Consider the following 22,673-nt stretch of genomic DNA (forward strand, 5'->3'; position numbering starts at 1 on the left):
CTCCTTATCATCTCACGTATTCCGGTTCATAGTCCTGTTCCTCGCTCTGGCTTTCAACGTCCGGTTCTTCCGCAACCACAATCGGCTCATCTTTTTGATCCAGATTGAGTTCAATATTTAACTGCCCGACCTCCTTCATCATATTCTGAAGCTCCTGCTCCTTTTCAAATGGGCGCTCAATTTCAGCCTTTGCATCCTCGATCTGCCTGTTATATTCCTTGATTGCATCCTCACAGGCTTTTATACCGGCAGGAAGGTTCCCAACCAAAGCCGAAATCCGCTCAATATCCTTCACCTCATCTTTCTTAATTTCGCATCCATAGCTACCAGCGCCGTTCAAACTCACAAAATATGCTTTCTCGTATGGCTTGTACCCCATTTTCATATCCAACCCAAGGAATGCGCCTACCGTTATCGCCCCTTCCTCAAATGCAACATTTGGCATGACTTTATGTAGTGCTTTTCCTGCTTCCTTTTTTTCGATATATTCCTTTCCTTGAATGGTCATTTTGAATCCAGACGTAAGGTGTGGCTTGATTGTTTTTATATCTTGTTCATATTGCCGAATCCATTCCCGGTTTCTCGCAATATCGTTTTCAAGACCGGATATTCGGCTCTGGAGCCGAAACCGTTTCGCCTTGTATTGCCGTTTTAAAACCTGCACGCGCATGATTTCCGTATCCAGTTCGGATTTCCGAATTACACGCGGATCGCCGGTCGCAATCGCCTTGATCTGCTTGAGCATCTCACTGACAACATCAACGTCATCCATCCTTCGCGCCGGGGGCTTGTTGCTGATGATCTGGTTTGTGAACCTCTGCTTGTTTTCGAGAAGCTGATAGATGTATGCGTCGAATGAGCGTTCCGTTAAGTACCGCAAAATGCGTACCTCGGGGAACATATTACCCCAACGCAGGATGCGCCCTTCACGCTGCGTAAGGTCTGACGGACGCCAGGGTGCGTCAAGGTGGTGCAGGGCAACCAGCCTGTCCTGTACGTTGGTCCCGGCTCCCATCATAAAGGTTGAGCCGATCAATACGCGAACAGTACCCTTTCGCACTTTGGCAAACAACTTTGCTTTTTTTGCGTCTGAATTCGCTTCATGGATAAACGCGATTTCACGGGCAGGAATCCCTTTCGCAACCAATTTTTCCTTTAAATCCGCATAGATACTGAACGGGATTTCTCCTTTCTCGAACTCACCCTGTTCATTCTTTTTCATCACAATACTTTTCGGGGTGGATTGATCGCAGAAAACAAGCTGCGCCGCGCGGTCCCTTGTTGATTCTTCCCATATTTCAAAGACCTTTTCGGCACAGACGCTAACCTTATTTCCGTCCTCGTCCGGCAGGGAAGGATCATAGCACCTCACGTCCAGCGCGATCTTCCGTCCGTCGTTTGTGACAAGAAGCATATTATCCTCATCCGGCCGCACTAGCTTTTTGCGTATTCTCTCTGTACGCTCTACGCAGGAACCAATCAGCTTTTCACCAAGGACAGACGGCGAAATCACGACATTTTCCGGCTCCCCGCCGCGTATTTTTGGAACGGGAATCTGGATATCCTCCGCTGTCTTAATATCCGCAACGAGGGCAAACATATTGCTGAGTTCCTCAATGTTGTAGTAGGTTGAAAGCCGGGTTTTCAGCCGGAACCCCCGTCCTGACGGCGCCAGTTCCATTGTTGTCCTGACCTCCGCGAACACACTAACCCATGCGTCGAAATAGGTTAGCCCCCTTTCTTCCAGTTCCTCATATTGGAGATATCTTTGGAGCGTATACATCTCCGCTATCGTATTGCTGATCGGTGTTCCTGTTGCAAAGACGACGCCACGGTTCCCGGTGATTTTGTCAAGGTAACGGCATTTCATATACAGGTCGCTTGCGCGTTTCGAGTTCGCTTGCGACACTCCGGCTACGTTGCGCATTTTGGTGTTGAACATGAGGTTTTTGAATTCCTGAGATTCATCGACAACGAGCATATCCACGCCAAGTTCTTCAAAATCCAGAACATTGTCCCGTGGAATGGCGTTGAGCCGTTCAAGGCGTTCTTCAAGGTTTTTGCGCACCCCCTCCATTCGTTTTATACTCCAATGCTCATCATTCCGGGCCTTTGCTTCCGCGATCCCTTCCATGATCTCGTCAATCTGGTCGTTGATGTGTTCTTGTTCCCATTCCTTTGACATGGGAATCTTGGCAAGCTGCGAGTGCCCGATGATGACAGCATCGTATTCACCGGTTGCGATCCGCGCACAAAATTTGCGGCGCCGCTCTTTTTCAAAATCTTTCGCGGTTACAACGATGATGTTTGCGGCAGGATACAGACGCAGGTAGTCGCTCGCCCATTGCATCAGCAGGTGGTTGGGAACGCATATCATCGCCTTATGGCACAGCCCAAGATACTTCTTTTCCTGGACTGCCGCTATGATCTCGTAAGTTTTTCCCGAACCAACCACGTGACCGATCAAGGTGTTGCCGCCATACAGGATTCGCGCGTCCACATTCCTTTGGTAATCGCGCAAACTGATTTCAGGGTTCATCCCGTGGTACCGGATATATTTCCCGTCGTATTGACGCGGCACGATATTATTCATGGTGTCGTTGTATTTCCGCACAAGGCGTTCCCGCCGTTCCGTGTCCTCAAAAATCCACTCGCGGAATTTTTCCTGAAGCTCGGATTGTTTTGATTGTGCCGCTATCGTATCTTCGGCGTTCAGGACATAGTGTACTTTTCCTTCTTCTTCCTCAACCCTGTCGCGCACCTCGATCAGCCGCAAATTCAAAGCGGCTTCCATGATTTCATAGGCATTCTTGCGGTTTGTGCCAAACACCTCCGAAGAAAGCACTGTTTCAAGCGGCCTTTTCTGTATACGCCAACCGCCGGTCAGTTGTGAATAGTCTACCGACAGCCGCACTCTATCAACACCTTTAAGCTGTAGCGTTTCCAAAATGAATTGCTTATAGTCCTCTGGCGGCACCCAAATACTACCAATCTTCACGTCTATTTCTTCTGCCGGGATATCCTCCGGCTGCACTTGTAATAATGCTTCAATATTCTCCGTAAATTCGGGGTTATGGGCTACTGCTTCCTGCGCATCGGTCAATTTTTTCCGCACATTGCCGGACAGGTATTCGTCCTTCAATACCCAATCTTCCGAAGCCGGATCTTTAAAAATCTGGCCGCTCAATTCGGATATGATCTGCTTCCTGTCTTTGCCGTACAACTTTTCCATGTATGGAAAATCGACGCGCCCGCGCTCCGCCATGCTAGCAACAAGGGCGTCCTGCGCTGTCTGAACTGATGTGATCTCCTTTGGAGGACGAATGGTACGTTTGGAAAAGAACGCCGCCTTTTCCTTAAAATGATCTTCCTCGTCCAGTATCTCAAGAGAACATAGCAGGGGGTAATCCGTATCTCCACGGAACGCCAGGCTGTTTCCCCTGCTGTTGATTCTTCCGTGTTTTTTCACAAAGCTGTCGTAAAGGTAATTGAGTTGTTGCTGCCCTTCCTTGATTTTTTCGTCGCAATGACCGTTCATCTGTGCGTCGATCAATTCCCGAACAACCTCGCGTATTTTGCATAATCTCCTGACACGCGCATCTGTGTTTGCGGAAAAATACATGCGGTGCATTTCCGAATCCTCGCGGTAATATATCTTGCCCTCAAACACCGTATAACAGAAATTCTTTACCGCAGGATCGGCGGGTATCGTGTCTTGCGCCGTATCTTTTTCCTGTTTGACCGGCTCGGCAGGAACGATTTCTCCCTCGATGTTCTGGATCGCCTGTTCAAGCTGCCCTGCAAGATCGGCGTCCGGTATCGGCAGGCAGGCGGTATCTGTTTCTTTGCCGTACATATTCGCCCAAAATTCCATTTTGCCAAGCACCATTTGAGGATGGTCGGCAAAATATGAATTGACAGGTACGCCGTCCTCCGTTTCTGAGAGATGCACCCAATCCGGCTCAATGGAGATACGCCGCTCCCGTTTCTGCAAAAACAGAATATCTATCGTGACCTCTGTTCCAGCATTCGCTTTAAAAGCGTTGTTCGGAAGCCGGATCGCGCCTAGAAGCTCCGCGCGCTCCGCAAGGTATTTGCGCACGGAAGGATTGGCTTTGTCCAGTGTCCCTTTTGATGTAAGGAGCGCCACCACGCCGCCAGGTCGCACCTTGTCCAGTGCGCAGGCAAAAAAATAGTCGTGGATCAGGAAATTGTACTTTGCATACCGTTGATCCGCGACCTTGTATTCTCCAAATGGCACGTTCCCGACAAAAACATCGAAAAAATTATCCTCGAAGTCTGTTTTTTCAAACCCGCTTTGCCGGATATCTGCCTTTTGGTATAGCTGCTTTGCGATCCGCGCCGTGATGCTGTCCAGTTCAATCCCGTAAAACTTCGCTTGATTCATGCTTTCCGGCGCCGCGCCGAAAAAGTTTCCGATGCCGCAGGCCGGATCGCATATGTTTCCCCCTTCCAGCCCCATATTTTCCAGTGCCTTATATACGGCGCGGATGACAACGGGCGTCGTGTAATGGGCGTTCAGCACAGACGCCCGTGCGCTGTGGTATTCTTCCGGGGATAGCTCGTCCCTTAGCCGTTCGTATTCCTTACTCCACCTCTCGTTATTTTCGTCAAACGCCTGCGGGATCGCGCCCCATCCGGTATACCCTGCAAGGATTTCCTGTTCCTCCGGCGTAGCCAGGCGGTTTTCGTTTTCAACCTCCCGCAGTATAAAGATTGCGTCCATGTTTTTTTCAAACCGCATTTTTGCCGTGGCTTCGCCATAATGTTCATCCGTGATCCTGTAGTTGATCTTTTCCGGCTTTTGTTCCTTTTCGTCGGAAGATGCCAGGTCAATCATCACCTGCGTAACCTCTCCGCCCTCTATAGGCGTCCATATAGGCTCCTGCTGATTATCTGGCTGGGGCTGTTCAGGCTGCGGTTCTGGATTTGTAAGATTTTGCTCATCCCATTGCTGTTCTTCTACATACTGCCGGACAACTTCTATTCTCTCGTGCCGAATAGAAGAATATATATTTCTAAATTCGTGTGATATATCCTCCAAACCCACATCGTTTTGGGCAAAATCCACGGATTCTACAATGTATTCTTTGCCCTCGATATTGAGCTTCATACCTATCGGGATATATTCATCCGCTTTCAGGTGTTTCGTCAGGCTGCGTTCCTTTTCACCGCCATAATATCCATACAGCACAACGTCATTTCCCGCCGCCCACAGTTTTTTGCTTTGCAAAACCCATTGATCCACAGGAAAGCCCGCAGCATTTTCTCCATAGTTTTCTCCAACAATCCCGTGGACGATACATTTCGTCTTGAGAATTTGCGAAACCTTTTCAGCATCATCACCATAAAATGCGTAGTATGCGCCAACCTGAAACCCAAGCAGCGCATCAGGGTATTGATCTCGCAATGGATAATATGCCAATATATCCTCTTGGGAAAGCGTATATAGTTCAAACTCTTTTGCGTCCCTATGCTCCTTTGCTTTATCGTTGATCCTATTTTGCAACGGCTGTGGGAGTTCTTCATAAAAGTTTACGCTGCCGTCATCGCTAATGTGCGCGACTGTCTTATAATCCCCGTGTTCTTCTTCAAGGCGGTTCCAGACAGTAAGCCCATTGCCAAGATAGCCAAATCCTAACTCGTACTTCTTTTCCGGCCTGATTTCTGCCGTTTCCTGTTGCTGTTGCTTTATGGCCTGCTTAAATTCTTCCTCGCTGATCTGCCCGTATTCTGCATCCGGCTTTGGCTCGTCCAGCCCAAGAAAATTCCGGGCGGCTTCTTCCGTCCGATATTCCGCAAGACGTGTATTGAGTTTCATTTGATCCTGCGCCGCCAGTTCTGTAAATTGCTCCAAATATGGAACAATTTGACTGAGAATGGATTCCTGCGCTTCTATTTCTTCAGATGTAAGATTGTTCCTCAAATGCGAATCATTCAACATCTGCTGCGCATCGGAGCGAAAAATTTCTGTCAGGCTTCCTTGCCCATCTCCAAAGCTATACCGCGTTTCAAGCGGTTCTTCCTGCCCGTCTATTTCAAGAACCACACTAAACCTTGTTTTGAAATACGGCCAGTTTACTCTCTCTCCGCGTTCTGCCGCGTCTTGTCTCGCCTTGATAACAAGGTTATCCAGTTCGCGGAACAGATACTCTGCTTCGGCTACGGATAGCTTTTCGCCATCCTCAAAAATAGGGTGTTCGCTCCAAACAATACGGACATACGGCGGTGCGGTCAGTTTCCCTTCTGCCAGAACCAAAGGGAATTTAACGATCTTGGTTTCCGGTTCCGGTTCTATTATTTTATTCTCTTGCTCCGGCGCGGCAGGGATAACCGGTATCCCATTTTCAAACTCGGTGATCTCAACATCCTCGCCGTCTCGCACGATTGTCGCGCGGACCGGCTCATATCCCTGGTCACTGATGTTTTTAAGCCATTGCTTCAAAAAGCTGTTAAGTTCCTTACGCAATCGCGGGATATATTTTCCTTCTTCCGGATAGACGTTTTGCCGCAATCCCAATCCGCTATTCTCGAACGACGCCGCTTCTATCGTTTTTGCTTTATGGTCAACGCGCAGTTCCATGCGCGGATCATACATCACATCTCCGTTTTGCTCATAGGTATGTGACAGCGTAATCATGCCATCGCCGTAATTCTCAACATGAAGCGGATCAAAGGCTTCACCCGCTCCATATTGCATATACCGGCTAGTCCCGTCCATAATAGCGGGAAATAGCTTTTGCATCTTACGGTAATTTATATGGGGCGCGTCCATTGGCAGCCTGCTTTTCGGTTTTTCTGTCTGTTCTGTCCGCATATCTGTCTGGTGCTGCCGTTCCTCAAAAGATGAATATGTTTGCTGAAATACATATTGTTCGAGACGTTCCCGAAAGCCTTCCATCTCATTGAACGCCTGCTGCAATTCTTTTTCACTGCCCAAAGTCGCAGCGATTCGTTTTACCGCCGCCCCACATTCTTCTCTTGCGGCTTCCGCGTCCCTGACCCCCTCGCGGATTGCCATATACTTCTCGTCAAACAGAATCTTGCTGACAAAGAGCGGCGAATATTCATCGAAAATATTATCCAGTTTTTCAGGAGATAAACCTGCGTAGGTGTGCTTTATTCCTTTTATCTCCAGCCACTTCTGAAAAGAGATTGCCGTCTCTGGGTTGATTCCCATCGCCTCAAAATCAGGGGTATCATTAAGATCAAGCAGGTAATCATTACGCTCATCTTCGGCCAAACGGCTTTTAAGTTCAGCCTGGTCAATAAATATATCTTCATCCTCTGCGGTCAAATGGCACTCTGCTCCAAATTCTGATATTTCAAATTCTGTTCCATTGATATATACCAGGCTGCCGGTTGACAGATTATAACGGTTCAGTGCTTTCGCAAACTCAATACTTTTTTCTTCTGTCATCGGTATTGTATGTTCAAAGGTGAGGTATAAGTTACTCGCCCTCGCCCATTCTTCATAATCGGGAATCAATGCTATTTCCGTTTCCGGTAAATAGTTCCCTTCGGATATGAGTTGGACAATCCGTTTTGCGGCGGAAGGCCATTTTAGAAGTGTTTCAGCTTCCGGCTCATATTTGCGGATTTCAATCCCTTTGGGATTGTACTCAATAAATCCGCTTGATCCGTCGCTGAAATCCCATGATTGGCCTGACCATCCATACTTTTCCTTTAGGAACCTTGCATTGTTTTTTGTATTTTTTTCATGGATAAAATGGCTGTAAATATCATATTGCTGAATGCCGGCTTTTGGGCCGCCGCGTAAAACATCATCAATATCCTCTTGCGTAATTTTTGTTTCCGGCTTCTTTCTGTTTTTTTCGTTGCTTCCGATAAGAGTTTCAAAATCCGGGCGTTCCATGATGCGGACAAGCAACGGGATTTCTACGTCTCCAACCGTTACTTTTTCTCCTGCAACCTCAAGCACTTTGAAAGCCCTGTCATCTTCAAGATAGACCTCATCGCCTGCCTTGTACTCAAAAGAACCGGAAATAGAAAAACCGGAGGATTTTTCTTCCTCCGGTTTTGCGCCGTTCTGCTCTATTCCTTCGTCATGGTGATCGTCGGTATCTCCTTGCTGTATACGATCTCCTTCAGCACCATTTCCTCCGCCTGGTGGTCGATCCCATTCTGATACGCCACCATCTCCATGAAGTCCTCCGTCTCCGGCGGTTTGCTTACCTCGCGCAGGTCTTTCTTGAGCCGCTCCTTCATATCCTGCGCCCTGGCCTCCACTTCCCTGCAATGCCTGTATAGGCTGTCCGTCACCTGTAGGGACAGGTAGACCGCGCTCATCTGTTCCTCCAGAAATTTCTTTCGCATCAATCCGTACTTCGTGAGCGGCAGAATGGTCTCCTTCACTTCGAGCAGGGGCCTCAATGTCCCGTCCGCTTCTTCCATGTAATCCAGTTCTATCATGCTTAACACTCCTTTCACTTTTTCTTGCTTCCTTCTCGATTTCGACCAATACATCCCGTGCGATCCCACAGGCAGCAATTCCTAAAACACTGATTGTCTGGAGCGTATCAAATTCGTGAATATGGTTAAATTCGATATGCCCCACATCAAATCCGCAGCGTTTGAGCACCATATATTCGGCGGTATCCTTGATACAGCTCCGCAGCCTGAGATTCACCACTTCTTCGGGTTCTTTCCCAATCCAGCTATCTTCGCAGATCGCCAGAAACTGTTCAAAAACTTCTTGGAACCGTTCGGCAGACAGCGATTCAACTGCCGCCTGCATCCCACCTTTCAATGTCATAGTATCAGTATACTCTGCGTCATGTCCAATTTTGAGCATATCGAAAATTTTTTTTTCGTTTTCTTCGGAAATATTCCAATCGGATGGAATCCGCTTGCCGTTGTCCTCCGTGTCGACAACATCATAAACGTAATCAATATTAAATTCTTTACCGTCTGCCCGCAGGGTTCCGATTTGCTTTGCGCCTTTTTTCAGGATACGCCCAAACCGTTCCCACTGTTCTTTCGTACCGCAGGCAGTCACATCCGGGTTTTGCTCGTAAATGATTATCTGATTGAGAAAATTATGTTTGTATATCCGCGCTGCCGTGTCGAGAAAATGCGCCCAGCGCGCACCGTCTTTTGTGATCGTGTCTATCGCTTCTCCGTACAATGCCATGATGTTCGTTGTTTCCATCACTTACCTCCGTCCATATGAAATTTTCGATATATAAAAAAACAGGCAACTTCCGTTTGCCTGCTTTCGCTTATATATTTTATTTACTTTAAGCGTTTTATTAAAACCGCTTTTGCATCCACCCGCATATGTAAAATGGCAAAAATCTGTACTTCCAGTGCCGTCTCCATAATTCGATAGAAAACAACATAATTCTTATAGTATTGCTTTCTTACACCCAGCTTTGCCAAAACCTTATTGTCAATAAATTCATGCCGCGCGGGTGTTTCTCGTAAAGCCTCTGCACTATCAAGGATTCCTTGGACAATTTCCCTTGAGGTTTCCGGTTCCTTTAAATCAAAATAAATATAATCGCCAATGCCACGAAGGTCTTTTCTTGCTGATTCAGTCAAACGAACCTTATAACCCATAGCGTTCTTTCATTTCTTCCGACACTTTATCCAAGCTGACCAGTTCGCCACGATCCGCTTCGGCAATACGGGCAAGCAGTAATTTTTCTAAATCTTTCTCGTTCTTTTCCCGTTCTTTCTTGTATTCCAATTCTTCTTTGCTCATTGCCATAACGTTCACCTCCCGTAAACATGAGAGTTCATACATTTCTTCTTACCCATATTATACCAAAACCCATAAAAAGTAAACTTAACTTTTTCTGTCATATTGCTCAAACTATGTAAGGGCGGTAATCCGCCCTTACACCTTTCAAATCTTAGCTTTCGCAAAGCACAATCCCTTGCATCACATTAACCGCGCAGGGAAGGGCGATCCCGTTTCCCCACATCTTATACTGTGCGCTGTCGCTCCCCTCTACTCCATCGCACCACCAATCGGGGAATCCCTGCAACCGGCAGCATTCGAACGGCGTCAGGCGGCGGACAGAATATTTATTGGTAATAAAATAATCTCCGCTGAAAGCCTCCTGATTTCCGAGCCACTGTTTTGTTGCGCAATTCGCCATCAACGTTCCCACAGCCTTTTTTCCGCTTGTCAATGAGCAAACAGCATGGCGGTCAACCGTATTGAGCGTATATCCTACATTCTCACTGTAGCCCGTACCATTGCCGCCGTTTTGGATTTGACGTTCAATGGTATTGCCGGAAATACAGATACACATATCCGTTTCATTCGCTTGTCCTGCAACCCTGTTTATCCCCGCTCCGCTTGCGTAGAGCGTCCCGGTCACTTCCGGATGCAGCAATACAGGCTTGTTCTTCCGGCACTCCATATATCCGGTACATCCACGATCCCTACAGTTATGGATATTGAGCATCACAATAAGATTTCTGCTTCTCTCTCCATTGCTGCCGCCGCGCGCCATGAGCGTAGCGCCCATATCTGCTTCAACGAACCTCGCAAAACCCATCTGCATAAAACATACAGCCGGAATCTGATTCGTTCCACTCGATGCTCCCCGCAGCGTTGGAGATTGTTCTGAATGCAATCCAAGACTTCCGGCCCTTGCGCTTTGTCCTGCTGAAAATCCTGCGCAAAGGATAGAATTTGGCATTGTTGCTTCCAATGACGGGGACAATTCCTCATTGTATGATATGCCTGCACGAGCACTTTTGTACCAGTGAAACCCCGCTACATATTCGGATTGCCTGTTGACTCCTTTTCCAGACATTCCCGTTTGGCCTGAGAGTTCAACGCTGCGATCAATATATCCGGTAACTTTTTTCCACGCCCCTCTGCCCGGCGCAGGATCCCACGACAAGCCTTCTCGCTCAAAAAGTATTTTTCCGGCACGCTGTCCTCCAAAATCTCCGACAAGGTAGATTCTTCTGCGACGCTGGGGTACTCCCCAAAATTGGGCGTCAAGGGTACGGTAGGCGATACTATAAGTTTCTGCCACAATCTCTCCCGCTCCATTCCACTTCGCCGCAGATCGAGGAATTGATACTTTGGGATCGGCAATTTGGGCGATTTCCTGCAAGACAATTCGGAAATCTTCTCCTTTGTTGCTGCTGAATGCTCCCGGCACGTTTTCCCATACGATGTATCTTGGATATTTCCCATGTGTTGCATACCTCATTTCTTTTATGATCCTGATCGCCTCCGCAAATAGGCCGGACCGCTCCCCTCTAAGTCCCGCTCGTTTCCCTGCAATACTGAGATCCTGACACGGGCTGCCAAACGTAATAATATCCACGGGCTTAATAGCGGCGCCGTCGATTTCGCGAATATCTCCTAAGTGTTCCATGTTCGGTAAACGTTTTGATGTGACAGCAATGGGGAACTTCTCAACCTCGCTCGCCCATACGGGCGTAATCCCGCAAATAGCTCCTGCAAGGGGAAATCCCCCCGAACCGTCAAACAAGCTGCCTAATTTCATGTGTTACCTCCTTTTGGGAGGCGGGAACCCTTTAAAACGTTACCTCACATGATTTTTAGTTATATATCATCGGCAATGATTGGATTTTGCCGGATATACCTTATTCTTTCTTCATGACCTCGATATAACAGGTCATCCCGCGGTTGCGGAACGCCGCTGCGTATTCCTTCGCAATGCTCCTGCCCGCGACGTCATCCCCAAAGCAAAATGCAATGGTCGTGATCTCTGGATGATTCCTCGTGAAATAATAGATCGGCTCGATACGGAAACCGCCAACCGCAAGGTGATGTTTTCCATCCCATGCGATGCCCGCGCCTTTTTCTTCGCTCATTTTCTGTAACGCGCCAATAGGGTGCTCGAATACCTGAAGCAATTCGCTTTCCCCATTTGCCGGACAAGGCCATGCGACAAACTTATGGCTGCCGGGAATTTCAACGAATACAGGAGCTTTATCATCTTCGTCCGTTCCGCATACTATGGCATATTTCGCGGTGTCCTCGTCGTAGCCGACGAAAACGCAGGCTCCGTCCTGAGCTTCAAAAATATAATGGGAATCTGCCATATGCTCGATGATACCCGCGTCAATCCCGTTTCCCTGTAAAAATGGCGTTATTTTATCTCTGCTCTTGCTCATCCCCGGCAGAACAAATCCTTTGGGTTTCGTTCTTCTTGCCCGAATATTTTGAACGGCTTCAAATCGTTCGATCTGCTCCGGCCTCATTCTTGGCATCCCCATATCCTGCGGCGCGGTGTAGCTGTTCAGCTTTGCTTTGATACTTGCTTTTTCTTCCATATTCAGATGCCTACCTTTCCAGTTCTTCTATCGCGTGATCCAGTTCATGCTCTTGCCATTTACCCATAGAACCGATTACCATTGCTTCTTCCTGCTCCCTGCTGATTCCCCTAACTTCGTTGCAATGGTCCGCAGTCCTGCGGTTTAACTTAGGATCGTTTGCGGACCATGAACAAGGATAATATCCGCTTTCTTTGCGCTTAACGCAAATCAATTCTCCCGAATCCGGCAGGGTAGTAAAACACAATTCCGGCAATGTTTCCTCCGGGTGGTCGATCATATAATTGATCCTCATAGGTTTTGCCACCTTCTCGATCTCCGGCGTATATCCTACGATATTGATGTCGTTGATCGTATCAAATGGTTGACAACGGATGTACGCAACAAAATCATCGTTCTTGGTTTTAAAACCAAATAGCCCGCAATCTTCGCCTGTAAGACATATTTGTGGATGCAAAGCGGCATAATCCCATATTGCCTGAGAACCTTTCAATATTGGCATATCCATTATGCTGTTGATGAATTCTTTTTCTTTTCCTTCCGGCAGCAAGATGTGTTTTTTTGTCCTCGCCAATATCGCATTGGAATCCTTTTTTGAGCAATGTCCCACCGCATCGAAAGCATAATATTCATATAGCTTTGATGTAATCTGTAAATATGTTAAATCCAGTTCGCCTACCAAAGGCGTTATTTCCAATTTCATAGGTCTCTCCTTTCTTTTCAATCAAAAAAGACTTGCAGACTGCAAGCCGTTATTGACTTTCATTAAGTTAACCAATACAATAAACATAGGGAATTTCCCTGAAAATTTAAAAACGCAGCAGGCTCGGGGTGGTGACACACCCCGAAGCCCTGTATCAGGTGCCGTGACACCCTCACAACCCCACTCGGGACACTGCGTTCAAGTATCATTATACAAGCGATTTGCTTGTTGTTCAATGACATTTTGACGCGCGAGGGTATTTGGCGTAAGCCAAGCACCCCGCGCGTTTTTATATTCCACGGGAAATTCCCAACCATTAAAAACAAGGTGGTTGGGAATTTTGGGAAGAATGAGCCACAAGAATATATTGTTGTACGGTCACGTTTTCTACGATCACAGTAGTAAGCGTGACCACATTTCCATCAAAGACGTCTTTGGAGAAATATCCCGTCTGCGCAATGAATTTACATCCGCACAAAACACGATTGACAACTATGTCAATCTCATTTTGTATGGCGCGAATTCCGGGTGGAGGGGTGCGGCTAGATCATCAGGCAAGACGTATTGCAACAAATATTTGGCGCATAATAAATCCATCATGATTGTTCCCGATGACAACGGGGAGTCGAAGGGCAAGGGGCAAGACGATATCCTCTCCGATTTATTGATCTTATCCGCAGCGGACCATTACTTCAAAAAAGCATGGGAAAGTTACGCAGGTTTTCTTGAAAAAAATCTTCCTGCTTATTTCGACCTTCCGGCCGCAGACAAATACCGTCATGAATTGATCGGCGTGGCGGGGGAAAAGGCCGCGAACAATTTGTTTCTGCAAATGTGGCACGGGTTTTATAGGCAATCGTTCCTGGAAGTTTTTCACGAGGGCTTTACGAGCGTTCTTCTCGATTTAGCCCTCGACATCGACTACGAAGCAGACAAGATCGTTTGGCAGATTCTTCTTGAAAACTTTAATCAATAACTGCCGTTACAACATACTTTTGCGGGGCGTGTCCTGAATAGTAAAACGGATAGCAGGTCACGAGAACGAGGGTGCTTTCCTCGGACGCAGCAAAGCGAAGGTCTGAATCGCTTTCCAGTATTTCAACCGACTCGACCTCATAGGCGTACTGCTCTTTATTCGGTGTTTCAAACATAAGCTGCTCCCCAATTTCAATGTCTTTCAGGATCCTGAATTGTGTGTTGCGGTGCCCCATCAGGACGCACGGCCCGACTTTCGGCGGCAGGGATGAATTATTAAGCCAGCCGATGCTGTTTTTCAAGGTCTGCGCTGTCACGTTATCCATGACAGTAAACGCCTTGTCCCGGATATAGAGTGTGCCGACCACATCCTGATCCGATTGGCCGGATGCGCGGGAACCATTGATTTCGGGCTGTACCGCTTCTCCGCCCTGTACGACTTCAATTTCTTCCTGTCCTATAGCGACGGTTGAACCCAATCTTGTAAAGCTGTGCGACCCTTCCTGTTGTCCTATGTCTATGTACTGATCGCCGCCTATGGCAATGAAAATCAGCCATGCGGCAAAGACGAGTACACTGATAATTATGAGGCCTCTTAAAATAGTTTTCATGGTAACTCTCATTTCTCAAACGCTCTGCAAAAGGCAGGAATAATTCCTGCCTTTTGTATTACTTCTCATTGTCCTCAGTCTTGATTTCCCGCTTTTTTCTCTGCCTGCGAATCATGAGCGTTACAAAGAACGTTGTTCCAGAGCCGAGCAGTATCAACGCAATAAGACCTGCGTATTGATCCGTATCCAGGCCGAGCTTCACAAAGGGCGCGTTCTCTATCCTGAGTTCAAGCGGCTTATCATATGCCGTTTCCTTCGTCACAGTGAACGCCACCGGTGCTGCGGGGAAGTAATTTTCCGGGATAACGGATTCCTCCAGCCAAAAATCGGCAAACGGCAGTTCCGTTATCAGCACCGTTCCATCATCCCCAACCATCGCCGCAGTTTCCGTCCCGGCAGGATCATATCGGTACAGTCCGTCTTTCACTTTGGTAAGCGGCAGGGCGTTTTGCAGGAAACCGGACGTCTTGACCGTAAAGCCTGCTCCTGTGAGCGGTTCGCCGTTTTCATCCACCTTTATAACCTTTACGGCTGTTGGTTGGTTGGAGATGCTTATTTCGACAATCTGATGTGTGCCGTCGATCACGATAGGATATTCCCGCTCGGACAGGATGAAACCGTCCTTTGTTTCCTTTTCCCGCAGCACATAGTTTGCATAAGGGAGCATCCCGCTTTCCCCATATCCCTGCTCGTCCGTATCGAAAATGCTGACCACATTTCCGTCTTTGTCTGCAACCTCAAATTCAATCCCTTGCAGTTTACGGTTTGTGTCCGCAGCGTCGCTCTTTATAACCGATACCTTCCCGCGATACATCGTATTCAGCAACGGTTCCTGCACCAAGGAATCGTCTGTAAAATCGCTGCTCGACTGGTCTGTAGCCGTAACGTCAACCGGATATGTCGCATCGAGGATTTCATACTGCGAATTTACCGCTTTGAGTTCCTTCAAATAAAACCCCGCAAGCGGAATATCCGCGCTCGTCTCGGCAAAGCCATCCGCATCCGTTACCAAAATATCTACAAGCCCGTCTTTGGGGATGATTCCCTGTATATCTTCCGCAGCGTACAGGCCGAATACAAAGCCTTCCCCTGCTCCCTTGTAGAACAACCCTCCGCTAAAGTGCTCCGCACGCTTTTTAAGTTGCACATGGCCTTTCTGCCTTTGGTTTTCAAGTTCAAGGGTTTCGTTTGTGACCGGCGTCACTTGGTCGGCATAAGATAAAACGACCTCATGCGGCGTCTGTTCCAGTACAAAATTCCCTTCGACGGATTCCTCGATCACAAGGTATTTTCCGAGATACAGGGGGACGCTCTCGCCGGTTCCGTTTTCTACAGTGATTTCATCGACCTTTTCCCCTTCTTCGTAGTAGACCGTTCCGTCGGGCGTACCGATGTTTTCCGCAGCATATACGCTGAATACCGCGTTAAGCCCTTCGTCGCTGAATTGGGGAATATATTTTGTGCCGTACTCGGTTTCTTCCGTTTCCGTGCCGGTCAGGATCTCGCCGTGCTTCTCAATGGTTATTTTTCCTTTGGCAACCTCATTTGCGAACTCTACCGTGATAACGCGGTTGACCGCCTGATCCTCAGAAACCGTGAAAGGCAGCGGCGCACCGTTGAGCAGGTAGGGTTCCCCCGCTTCCACCTCGTACAGCGTATAATCTCCTTCGGATAACTTACCGGGCAGGTACAGCGTGCCGGATTCGTCCGTGGTAAATTCGCTGATCGTATGCGGCTGCGGATAGAGCATTTCAAACGACACTTCATTTCCTTCGTCCTCGATACGGAATGTATTACCTGCAACCGGAATACGTTTCCCTGTAACGGAATCCACCTTTACGATCTGGAGCATCAGTTCGATTGCCTTATCTTCCAGTATATAGGAATAAGTCTTGGCATTCTCCGAAACAAATACGTCGAACGGCTCAACCTTCAGGTAGCCCCCGTTCGCACTCGTTGATTTTTCCGAAACGGTATATGTGCCGTATGGAAGCAATGGGGACGTTGCCTTGCCGTCCGCGTCTGTTTTCATCGTTGCGTAAAGTGCTCCACTGGATTTCAGCCTGATCTCAAACTCCACATTCGCAAGCGGCGGCTTGATGTCAGGATCGGGATCCGCGCCGCCTGTCAGCTCGTGCGAACCGAACTTCACGATACTGATGTACCCTTTCTTTACCTGATCCGTCACAACGACGTCCTTGATTTCCGCTACCATATCCGCATCGGTAAGAGTAACTGTCACAGGGTTCGGGTTAAGGATGTACCCCTCCGGCGCGGGAGATTTCTCATACACTTTATAGGTCCCAAGCGGAAGCTCCTTTGATGTGGCCGACTGGCTGCCTGCCGCAGACAATGTATCCGCAACATTCCCGCTTGAATCCCGTATTTCAAAGTGGGCGTTATACAGGGACGCATCGCCCTGCGGTGTGCCGCCTGTTTCCGCGTCGTGCTTGCTTACTCGTATTTTTGCAAACGCAGGCGTTGAGAAGCTGAACGTTCCCGATCCCGCCGGATGATAACCGCCGCTGCTGATCGAAATGAGGTTCTGCGTTGCGGAATCGTTTGTTACATACAGGAAGATATTCGGCGTGATCCGGTTGTCGATTCCATTCGCGGATAAGCTGATGCTCTTGTTCCCGTTGCCGGATGCGGGAATCTTGATTGTCAGGCGGTCCCCATCCATTCCCGTGAAGCCCTCTACCACCGTTCCGGCAGGCAGCAATTCGCGGTTCAAGGTATATCCTCCGTTGCAGTTTTCGAGGGAAACGCTTGTGCTTCCGACAAAGTACCCGCCTTGATAGTTAAATTCCATATTTGCGGGCGAAAAATGTACTTTATGCTGCATCAGTTCAAGGTTTCTTGCGTGCTCCAGCAATTCGTCGGCCCAATCAAGGACCGCCTCGCAGCCTGCCGCCGCCCTGAGATTACCCGGATTGTCCCTCCTGTTCGTAAATCCCCAAAAATCCGGATCACCCTGCTCGGATAGCCAAAACCGTATGGCGTTTGCGGTGGCGTATCGTGCTTCGTCATCGTTCAGATTATCCGGCTTGTCGCATGGGTATCCATATTCCAGGATGATCTGTAAACCAACAAGCGTCCGTGTATCATACCAAGCCGCAAGATCGGCTTCTTCAAAGTCGATCCCACTATGCGGCGATGACATTTTGTGTTGCAGGCAGTACGCGATCTCGCCTGTTTCCACAATGTAATGGCGGGGTGTTTTCAATCCCACCCAATCGCCGCTTCCATTGAGGTATTCAAAATATCTCGGCGTTGCGTCATCTGGATCAGACTCTATCGTAACTCGGTCCATTGCCGATGCTGTAAGTGGTATGAGCATCGACATCAGTATGATGGCCGCCAAAACCAGTGCATATATTCTTTTCTCTATCATATGTTCCTCCTACTACAAATATAAAACGCCCTGTATTTCAGGCGTTTAGAGTTCCTGTTCTTCTGTTTCCAGATCGGGCGGCGGTTCGACTGCGGCTTCCTTGCCAAAATCCCAGCTGTATACCTTCCCTATTTTGTCACCTATCCGTTCCGTATACCATGCGATTTCAGCCGTACAATCCTTTCCCATATATATATCACAGAGCAAGGATTTATACTGATATTCGGTTATACTATCCTTAACTGCACGGTAAAGATAATGGTTCGTACCGTCATGATGGTACGCGTCGCAGCGGAAATCTCCTTTGCTGTCCACATACCATTCGCACATATCGCTTTCATCGTTCAGGCAATCTTTGATCTTTCCACTTTCGATCTCCTTGTATCCCTGGTGCCGCCCATTCCATAGCCCCAAATCCGCTATGACGAGAATACAGGTGTTGAGATTGATATTCAAATTCATGCGCTCATCGTCAAGGTATTCTCTGTTGTTTTCATACATGATTTGTATTCGCTCGTCATCGCTCAAATCTGGATACTGTTCTTCTAAATCTGCCTTCCAATCCCTTTCATAATCCAGATTAACGTTGCTCCATATGATATACCGTTTTTCTGGATCGTCCTGCACTTGTACAGCTTCCGGCATACTATCCCACCTCCATTAAAGAAACATTCATTGTATACTAAGAATTATCTCTCCGGGACTATAATGTCTTTTTCATGATCTGGTTCCTTATGGAAAGCGCAGATTTTTCCGTTGCTGTCATAGATCGGTGTGTAGAGATTATCTGTCCGAAGATACATTCCATCCATTCCCGCCCCTCCGATATATCTTCCTTGTTCGTCTATCTCATCATCAAGTAAAACGGTCCCATCTTCCAGCAGATATCCCGGTATCTTACGTCGGTTCAAATATCCATAGGATATTTCCCGCGATACCACCTTTAAATCTTTTGCCATTGAATAATCCTCCGTATATCCAGACACTAAAAAACGCCCGAAATTTCAGGCGTTTCTATAAGTCTTAACTGTTACCCGACTTCTACGATGGTATATCTTTTTCCATCATACTTTACTGACGCAACATATACTGTGCTGTAATCCCCCTGTCCGATCTCGGAAGCGTGGGTTGCGGAGAATACTCCCATAGATTTTCCTCCGTCGTTTGATTTTGATACCGACCTTCGGCTGCTTGCCCCCCATATGCTTCCTGCACGCGCCATTTCCTGGGCCTCTCCTTCAAGGCCGCCGCTGCCACCGTATTCTAGCGGCGCCATGCCGTACATTTCGCGCACTTCATTTACCCCGCTGCAAACCGCTTGTCCGTAAGAACTCCCTGACCATTCCATTTCCGGTTCGGGTTCGGGTGTCGGTTCCGGCGTTGGAACGGGCGTTGGTTCAGGAGTGGGCGCAGGCGTTGAAGCAGGAGCGGGTTCGGGGACTGATGCTGCCTGCGGCGTATTCCCACCTCCTGCCGATGCGCTACCTGATCTTTGCGGTTTTTCCGATCCGGTTTCCTTTTTACTTCCATTTTCCGGCTTGTTGCCAACATTGCTTTCGCTGGAAGCAGACGCGCTTGGCAAAGCACCCGTGCTTGCCACCGGCGCGGTACTCGCCGCTGCACTTGGAGATGCCGAAGCTGACGGAATAGCGCTTACTTCTGCGCTCGCCGTTGCCGTTGGTTCTTCCGGCTTTTGTTCGACCTTATCGTTTCCGCAAGACGCAAATGTGACCATCGCCCCCGCCGCCATGACCATCGCCAATATTCTGTTCGTATGCTTTTTCATAAAGATATCCTCCTTGTTCTTGATACTCTCATACTAAGGCGGCTGTATTTCTTTTGTCTAATTTTGAGCTTCACAAATTTGATAAATTCCATGTTGAAATTGTGAGCAGGACAGTCAAAACGATCATGAAAATCCCTAAATTCCGGTATCTTTTGACGCCGCATTTCTTAAACCGCAACAACAACAGGCATGACGCGACGATCCCAAGCAGGATCATGAATAGTTGCATTCCCATTTCTTTATCCCTTTCCTGAAATAAAAAATGCGCTTGCTTCTGCAAACGCTTCCCTCACCGGACGAGCTTGATATCGTCCCGTTGATGTTCCTTTTTCCACCCCTCCAGTAATTTTATAATGACCTCCTGCATCTGTTTGGGGGTATAGTCCTTTGGAAAATACTTCTGCAACGTCTGCCCTCTGAGCGTCACCTTCATATCCAACGGCTGCTCGGTACGCATGATTGCTTCAATCGCGCTTTCCGTTAGTGTCCCTTCCTTGCTCATCTGCTTGATGAGGGATGATTGCTTCGTGGTCAAGCCGCCATATTTCTCAAGTGCGCAGCCTACCCATATTTGTTCTTCGTTTTTCAAATACGATATGTCTACCGCAGGCGTAAAAAGAAGCTCTTTATAATCCACCTTATCCAAAAGCGGCTCTATTAGGTACGTGAGACGGATGTATCTTTCAATTTGATTTCTGCTATCCCCTGATTGTTCCGCCATAATATCAGTGGTCCTCATTAAATGTGTCCCATTTTGGGACACATTTTTTGGTAATCGCCCAACTTTTCTTTTTAAAGCATCAAATTTCATCCTGTAAGCAAAAGCTTTCTCACTGAATAACAGATGCGCACGCTGCCCTAAATTGGTGTCCACCATGATGATTGTAGCGGTATCGTCGTCCATAGACGTAACAATGGCAGGAGCCGTTTCCAGTCCTGCCATGATTGCCGCTTGCAGCCGCCTATGCCCCGCGATGGTCTCTACACCCGTTTTGCCCTCGCGTGGTCTTGCCAATATTGGTGTTTGTATCCCGATTCTTTCAACGCTGTCGATAAGTTCCAACATTTCGGGATCGTCCCGTATTTTAAACGGATGTCCTTTGAACGGGTAAAAATCATCGATTGGCAACTCTACGATTTCCCTTTTTTCGCTTGTTTCCGGCAGCGTTGAAGGAAACCAACTGTCCGAATCGATCTTTACTTTCCCGCCGTTCTTGCTCATTCGCAATTACCTCCTTTGCCAGTAATTCATATTGTGCAGCCGCTTTATTGCGGGGACAATGTTTGAGGATGCTGACTCCACTTTTTCCGCACTCCTTCAATTTCACCGTATAAGGGATGCAGGATTCATACACATGATCCGTTCGGCACAATTTGTTTATGATCGAGTCTCGTTCCTGCTTGGTATAGTTGGTCTGGTTATTCATCATCGTGATAAGGATGCCGTCAATTCCCAAAGTAGGGTTGAGGTTGCTTTGCCTGATCTTTTGGAATGTACGTTTAATCTCCATAATGCCCTCAATGCTGTACATTTCCGGCTGTGTGGGAATGATGATACCGTTCGCCGCAGTCAGTACATTGATCGTAAGGATATTGAGGGACGGTTGGCTGTCGATCAATATATAGTCATACAACCCCTTTACCATCTCAATGTACCGCTTCAATAGGTACTCACGCCCAAGTTCATTGATTAAGTTTGCTTCAAAGCCTGCCAGTTTGCGGTTTGTAGGCATAATGTCCATACCCTCGTCATGGTGCAGGATTCCCTCGAAAGGTTCAAAATCTTCTCCGTTTACCAAATCTTCGACGATATCCGTTATAGTGCGTGGAAGCTGCTGCGGTTCCCATCCCAAGCCTTTTGTAAGGTTGCTCTGCGGATCAAAATCGATAAGCAAAACCCTTTTACCATTTTTCACCAGTGCCGCACCCAAATTGATTGCCGTTGTCGTTTTCCCAACTCCGCCCTTTTGATTCGTTATTGATATTACTCTTGACATTGAAATGCCCTCCTTTCTTTGTTACTTCCACTGTAATCCACTATCATCGAAACAGCAAAAAAGCGTGCCCGATGCTGATTTATTGACAAAAAAATGGTATAAAAAAAGCGCTCACCTTTTTATGGCCGCGCCTGCATGTTTCAAATTCAGTTTTTTCTCGATTGTTCCGTCCGCCGAACTTTATTGAGCCGTACATTCCATAGATAGCTTATTCAAAATCTATACCGCTTATCGCATTGTCATATAAAAATTGTATCAGAACTTTTCCATCGCCACTTTCAAGCTCACTTTTGCTGATCTTTGAGAATATCATATTCGCATAATAAATATAATTCAATATTTGAGAAAAAGCCTATGGATATTATCCATAGGCTTTTTTCTAATAGAATCCGGCAGCTACCAATCCTCCCACACCGTTGCCAGTGCAGTACTTTAGGCGTTTAAGGGCTTAACTTCTGTGTTCGGAATGGGAACAGGTGGATCCCCTTAGCTATCGCCACCGGAAATGGCTCCCCAGGTTGGGTTTGAACCAACGACCCTTCGGTTACTTCACCACATTGCTTTCGCATTGTAGTCCGGACTTTGTCTTCACCATTGCTTTCGCTTTAGGTGCCCCGTGTAAAGTCTCTACACATAGAATCTTTGGATTCCTTGCTCGGCGTTGTCATATCCACTGGACTTAGATTTCGCCGACTTAGCGGGGTTTTCACCTGTAAGTTTCCCTACAGGGCTGCTAATTTTGTGCTTTTACAAGCAAACAGCCGAATGCTCTACCGCTGAGCTACTGAGGATCATATACAATTTTCAAAGACGGTATCTTTTGTGGGTTTAATGTAGACCACATGCTCTACCGCTGAGCTACTGAGGATCATATACAATTTTCAAAGACGGT

General features: G+C 47.6%; 16 protein-coding genes and 1 rRNA gene. 2 read left to right on the forward strand and 15 right to left on the reverse strand.

Annotation, left to right across the window (positions count from 1 at the left end; genetic code table 11):
* Window positions 1-7: 7 nt before the first annotated feature.
* Entirely contained in the window at window positions 8-7,963 is a 7,956-nt protein-coding gene (locus tag BN6471_RS12325; protein ID WP_066649611.1) for a DUF1249 domain-containing protein, read from the reverse strand.
* Between the two features lie 113 nt (window positions 7,964-8,076).
* Window positions 8,077-8,454 carry a TnpV protein gene (locus BN6471_RS12330; RefSeq protein ID WP_066649613.1) on the reverse strand — a complete coding sequence of 126 codons (378 nt, stop codon included), beginning with the start codon at window positions 8,452-8,454 and terminating at the stop codon, window positions 8,077-8,079.
* A gap of 115 nt (window positions 8,455-8,569) precedes the next feature.
* Here BN6471_RS12330 and BN6471_RS12335 point away from each other — a divergent pair, with 115 nt between their 5' ends.
* Complete coding sequence (locus tag BN6471_RS12335) at window positions 8,570-9,214, forward strand: hypothetical protein (RefSeq protein ID WP_147554039.1); 645 nt, start codon at window positions 8,570-8,572, stop codon at window positions 9,212-9,214.
* 62 nt (window positions 9,215-9,276) lie between these two features.
* Here the strand turns inward: BN6471_RS12335 and BN6471_RS12340 are convergent, their stop codons facing one another.
* From BN6471_RS12340 to BN6471_RS12355, 5 genes are all read right to left on the reverse strand, one after another.
* Window positions 9,277-9,603, reverse strand: coding sequence for a type II toxin-antitoxin system RelE/ParE family toxin (locus BN6471_RS12340; RefSeq protein ID WP_066649617.1), 327 nt, complete (start codon window positions 9,601-9,603; stop codon window positions 9,277-9,279).
* Window positions 9,593-9,754 carry a hypothetical protein gene (locus BN6471_RS12985; RefSeq protein WP_156511796.1) on the reverse strand — a complete coding sequence of 54 codons (162 nt, stop codon included), beginning with the start codon at window positions 9,752-9,754 and terminating at the stop codon, window positions 9,593-9,595. Before BN6471_RS12985 ends, BN6471_RS12340 begins: the two co-directional genes overlap by 11 nt.
* Before the next feature lie 145 nt (window positions 9,755-9,899).
* Complete coding sequence (locus tag BN6471_RS13205; RefSeq protein WP_066649619.1) at window positions 9,900-11,522, reverse strand: DNA cytosine methyltransferase; 1,623 nt, start codon at window positions 11,520-11,522, stop codon at window positions 9,900-9,902.
* 100 nt (window positions 11,523-11,622) lie between these two features.
* Window positions 11,623-12,315 (reverse strand): hypothetical protein, encoded by a 693-nt coding sequence (locus BN6471_RS12350; protein ID WP_066649623.1) that lies wholly within the window; start codon window positions 12,313-12,315, stop codon window positions 11,623-11,625.
* 10 nt (window positions 12,316-12,325) lie between these two features.
* Complete coding sequence (locus BN6471_RS12355; RefSeq protein WP_066649625.1) at window positions 12,326-13,018, reverse strand: hypothetical protein; 693 nt, start codon at window positions 13,016-13,018, stop codon at window positions 12,326-12,328.
* Between the two features lie 340 nt (window positions 13,019-13,358).
* Here BN6471_RS12355 and BN6471_RS12360 point away from each other — a divergent pair, with 340 nt between their 5' ends.
* Entirely contained in the window at window positions 13,359-13,994 is a 636-nt protein-coding gene (locus BN6471_RS12360; protein WP_147554040.1) for a hypothetical protein, read from the forward strand.
* On the opposite strand, the gene BN6471_RS12365 is transcribed toward BN6471_RS12360, so the two are convergent.
* From BN6471_RS12365 to rrf, 8 genes are all read right to left on the reverse strand, one after another.
* Entirely contained in the window at window positions 13,984-14,604 is a 621-nt protein-coding gene (locus BN6471_RS12365; protein ID WP_066649632.1) for a class D sortase, read from the reverse strand. The two genes, BN6471_RS12360 and BN6471_RS12365, sit on opposite strands and share 11 nt — an antisense overlap.
* Before the next feature lie 58 nt (window positions 14,605-14,662).
* Window positions 14,663-17,998, reverse strand: coding sequence for a SpaA isopeptide-forming pilin-related protein (locus tag BN6471_RS12370; RefSeq protein WP_066649634.1), 3,336 nt, complete (start codon window positions 17,996-17,998; stop codon window positions 14,663-14,665).
* 45 nt (window positions 17,999-18,043) lie between these two features.
* Window positions 18,044-18,643 (reverse strand): hypothetical protein, encoded by a 600-nt coding sequence (locus BN6471_RS12375; RefSeq protein WP_066649636.1) that lies wholly within the window; start codon window positions 18,641-18,643, stop codon window positions 18,044-18,046.
* A 44-nt stretch (window positions 18,644-18,687) separates the two neighbouring features.
* Window positions 18,688-18,957, reverse strand: coding sequence for a hypothetical protein (locus BN6471_RS12380; RefSeq protein WP_066649638.1), 270 nt, complete (start codon window positions 18,955-18,957; stop codon window positions 18,688-18,690).
* A gap of 71 nt (window positions 18,958-19,028) precedes the next feature.
* Window positions 19,029-19,784 carry a hypothetical protein gene (locus tag BN6471_RS13000; protein WP_066649641.1) on the reverse strand — a complete coding sequence of 252 codons (756 nt, stop codon included), beginning with the start codon at window positions 19,782-19,784 and terminating at the stop codon, window positions 19,029-19,031.
* 289 nt (window positions 19,785-20,073) lie between these two features.
* Window positions 20,074-21,006, reverse strand: coding sequence for a ParB/RepB/Spo0J family partition protein (locus BN6471_RS12395; RefSeq protein ID WP_066649645.1), 933 nt, complete (start codon window positions 21,004-21,006; stop codon window positions 20,074-20,076).
* The gene (locus BN6471_RS12400) at window positions 20,900-21,781 is read right to left on the reverse strand and encodes a ParA family protein (RefSeq protein WP_066649648.1); all 882 of its coding nucleotides are present in this window, start codon (window positions 21,779-21,781) and stop codon (window positions 20,900-20,902) included. Before BN6471_RS12400 ends, BN6471_RS12395 begins: the two co-directional genes overlap by 107 nt.
* 387 nt (window positions 21,782-22,168) lie before the next feature.
* Window positions 22,169-22,285, reverse strand: a 5S ribosomal RNA gene (gene rrf / locus BN6471_RS12405).
* Window positions 22,286-22,673: the final 388 nt, after the last annotated feature.

It is taken from the genome of Christensenella timonensis (genome assembly GCF_900087015.1).
GTDB classification, from domain to species: Bacteria; Bacillota; Clostridia; order Christensenellales; family Christensenellaceae; genus Christensenella; species Christensenella timonensis.

Excerpts from the sequence above, each read along its gene's own strand:
- BN6471_RS12330 (WP_066649613.1), bottom strand. The coding sequence starts at position 8,454 with ATGATAGAACTGGATTACATGGAAGAAGCGGACGGGACATTGAGGCCC.
- BN6471_RS12340 (WP_066649617.1), bottom strand. The coding sequence starts at position 9,603 with ATGGGTTATAAGGTTCGTTTGACTGAATCAGCAAGAAAAGACCTTCGT.
- BN6471_RS12985 (WP_156511796.1), bottom strand. The coding sequence starts at position 9,754 with ATGGCAATGAGCAAAGAAGAATTGGAATACAAGAAAGAACGGGAAAAG.
- BN6471_RS13205 (WP_066649619.1), bottom strand. The coding sequence starts at position 11,522 with ATGAAATTAGGCAGCTTGTTTGACGGTTCGGGGGGATTTCCCCTTGCA.
- BN6471_RS12350 (WP_066649623.1), bottom strand. The coding sequence starts at position 12,315 with ATGGAAGAAAAAGCAAGTATCAAAGCAAAGCTGAACAGCTACACCGCG.
- BN6471_RS12355 (WP_066649625.1), bottom strand. The coding sequence starts at position 13,018 with ATGAAATTGGAAATAACGCCTTTGGTAGGCGAACTGGATTTAACATAT.
- BN6471_RS12365 (WP_066649632.1), bottom strand. The coding sequence starts at position 14,604 with ATGAAAACTATTTTAAGAGGCCTCATAATTATCAGTGTACTCGTCTTT.
- BN6471_RS12370 (WP_066649634.1), bottom strand. The coding sequence starts at position 17,998 with ATGATAGAGAAAAGAATATATGCACTGGTTTTGGCGGCCATCATACTG.
- BN6471_RS12375 (WP_066649636.1), bottom strand. The coding sequence starts at position 18,643 with ATGCCGGAAGCTGTACAAGTGCAGGACGATCCAGAAAAACGGTATATC.
- BN6471_RS12380 (WP_066649638.1), bottom strand. The coding sequence starts at position 18,957 with ATGGCAAAAGATTTAAAGGTGGTATCGCGGGAAATATCCTATGGATAT.
- BN6471_RS13000 (WP_066649641.1), bottom strand. The coding sequence starts at position 19,784 with ATGAAAAAGCATACGAACAGAATATTGGCGATGGTCATGGCGGCGGGG.
- BN6471_RS12395 (WP_066649645.1), bottom strand. The coding sequence starts at position 21,006 with ATGAGCAAGAACGGCGGGAAAGTAAAGATCGATTCGGACAGTTGGTTT.
- BN6471_RS12400 (WP_066649648.1), bottom strand. The coding sequence starts at position 21,781 with ATGTCAAGAGTAATATCAATAACGAATCAAAAGGGCGGAGTTGGGAAA.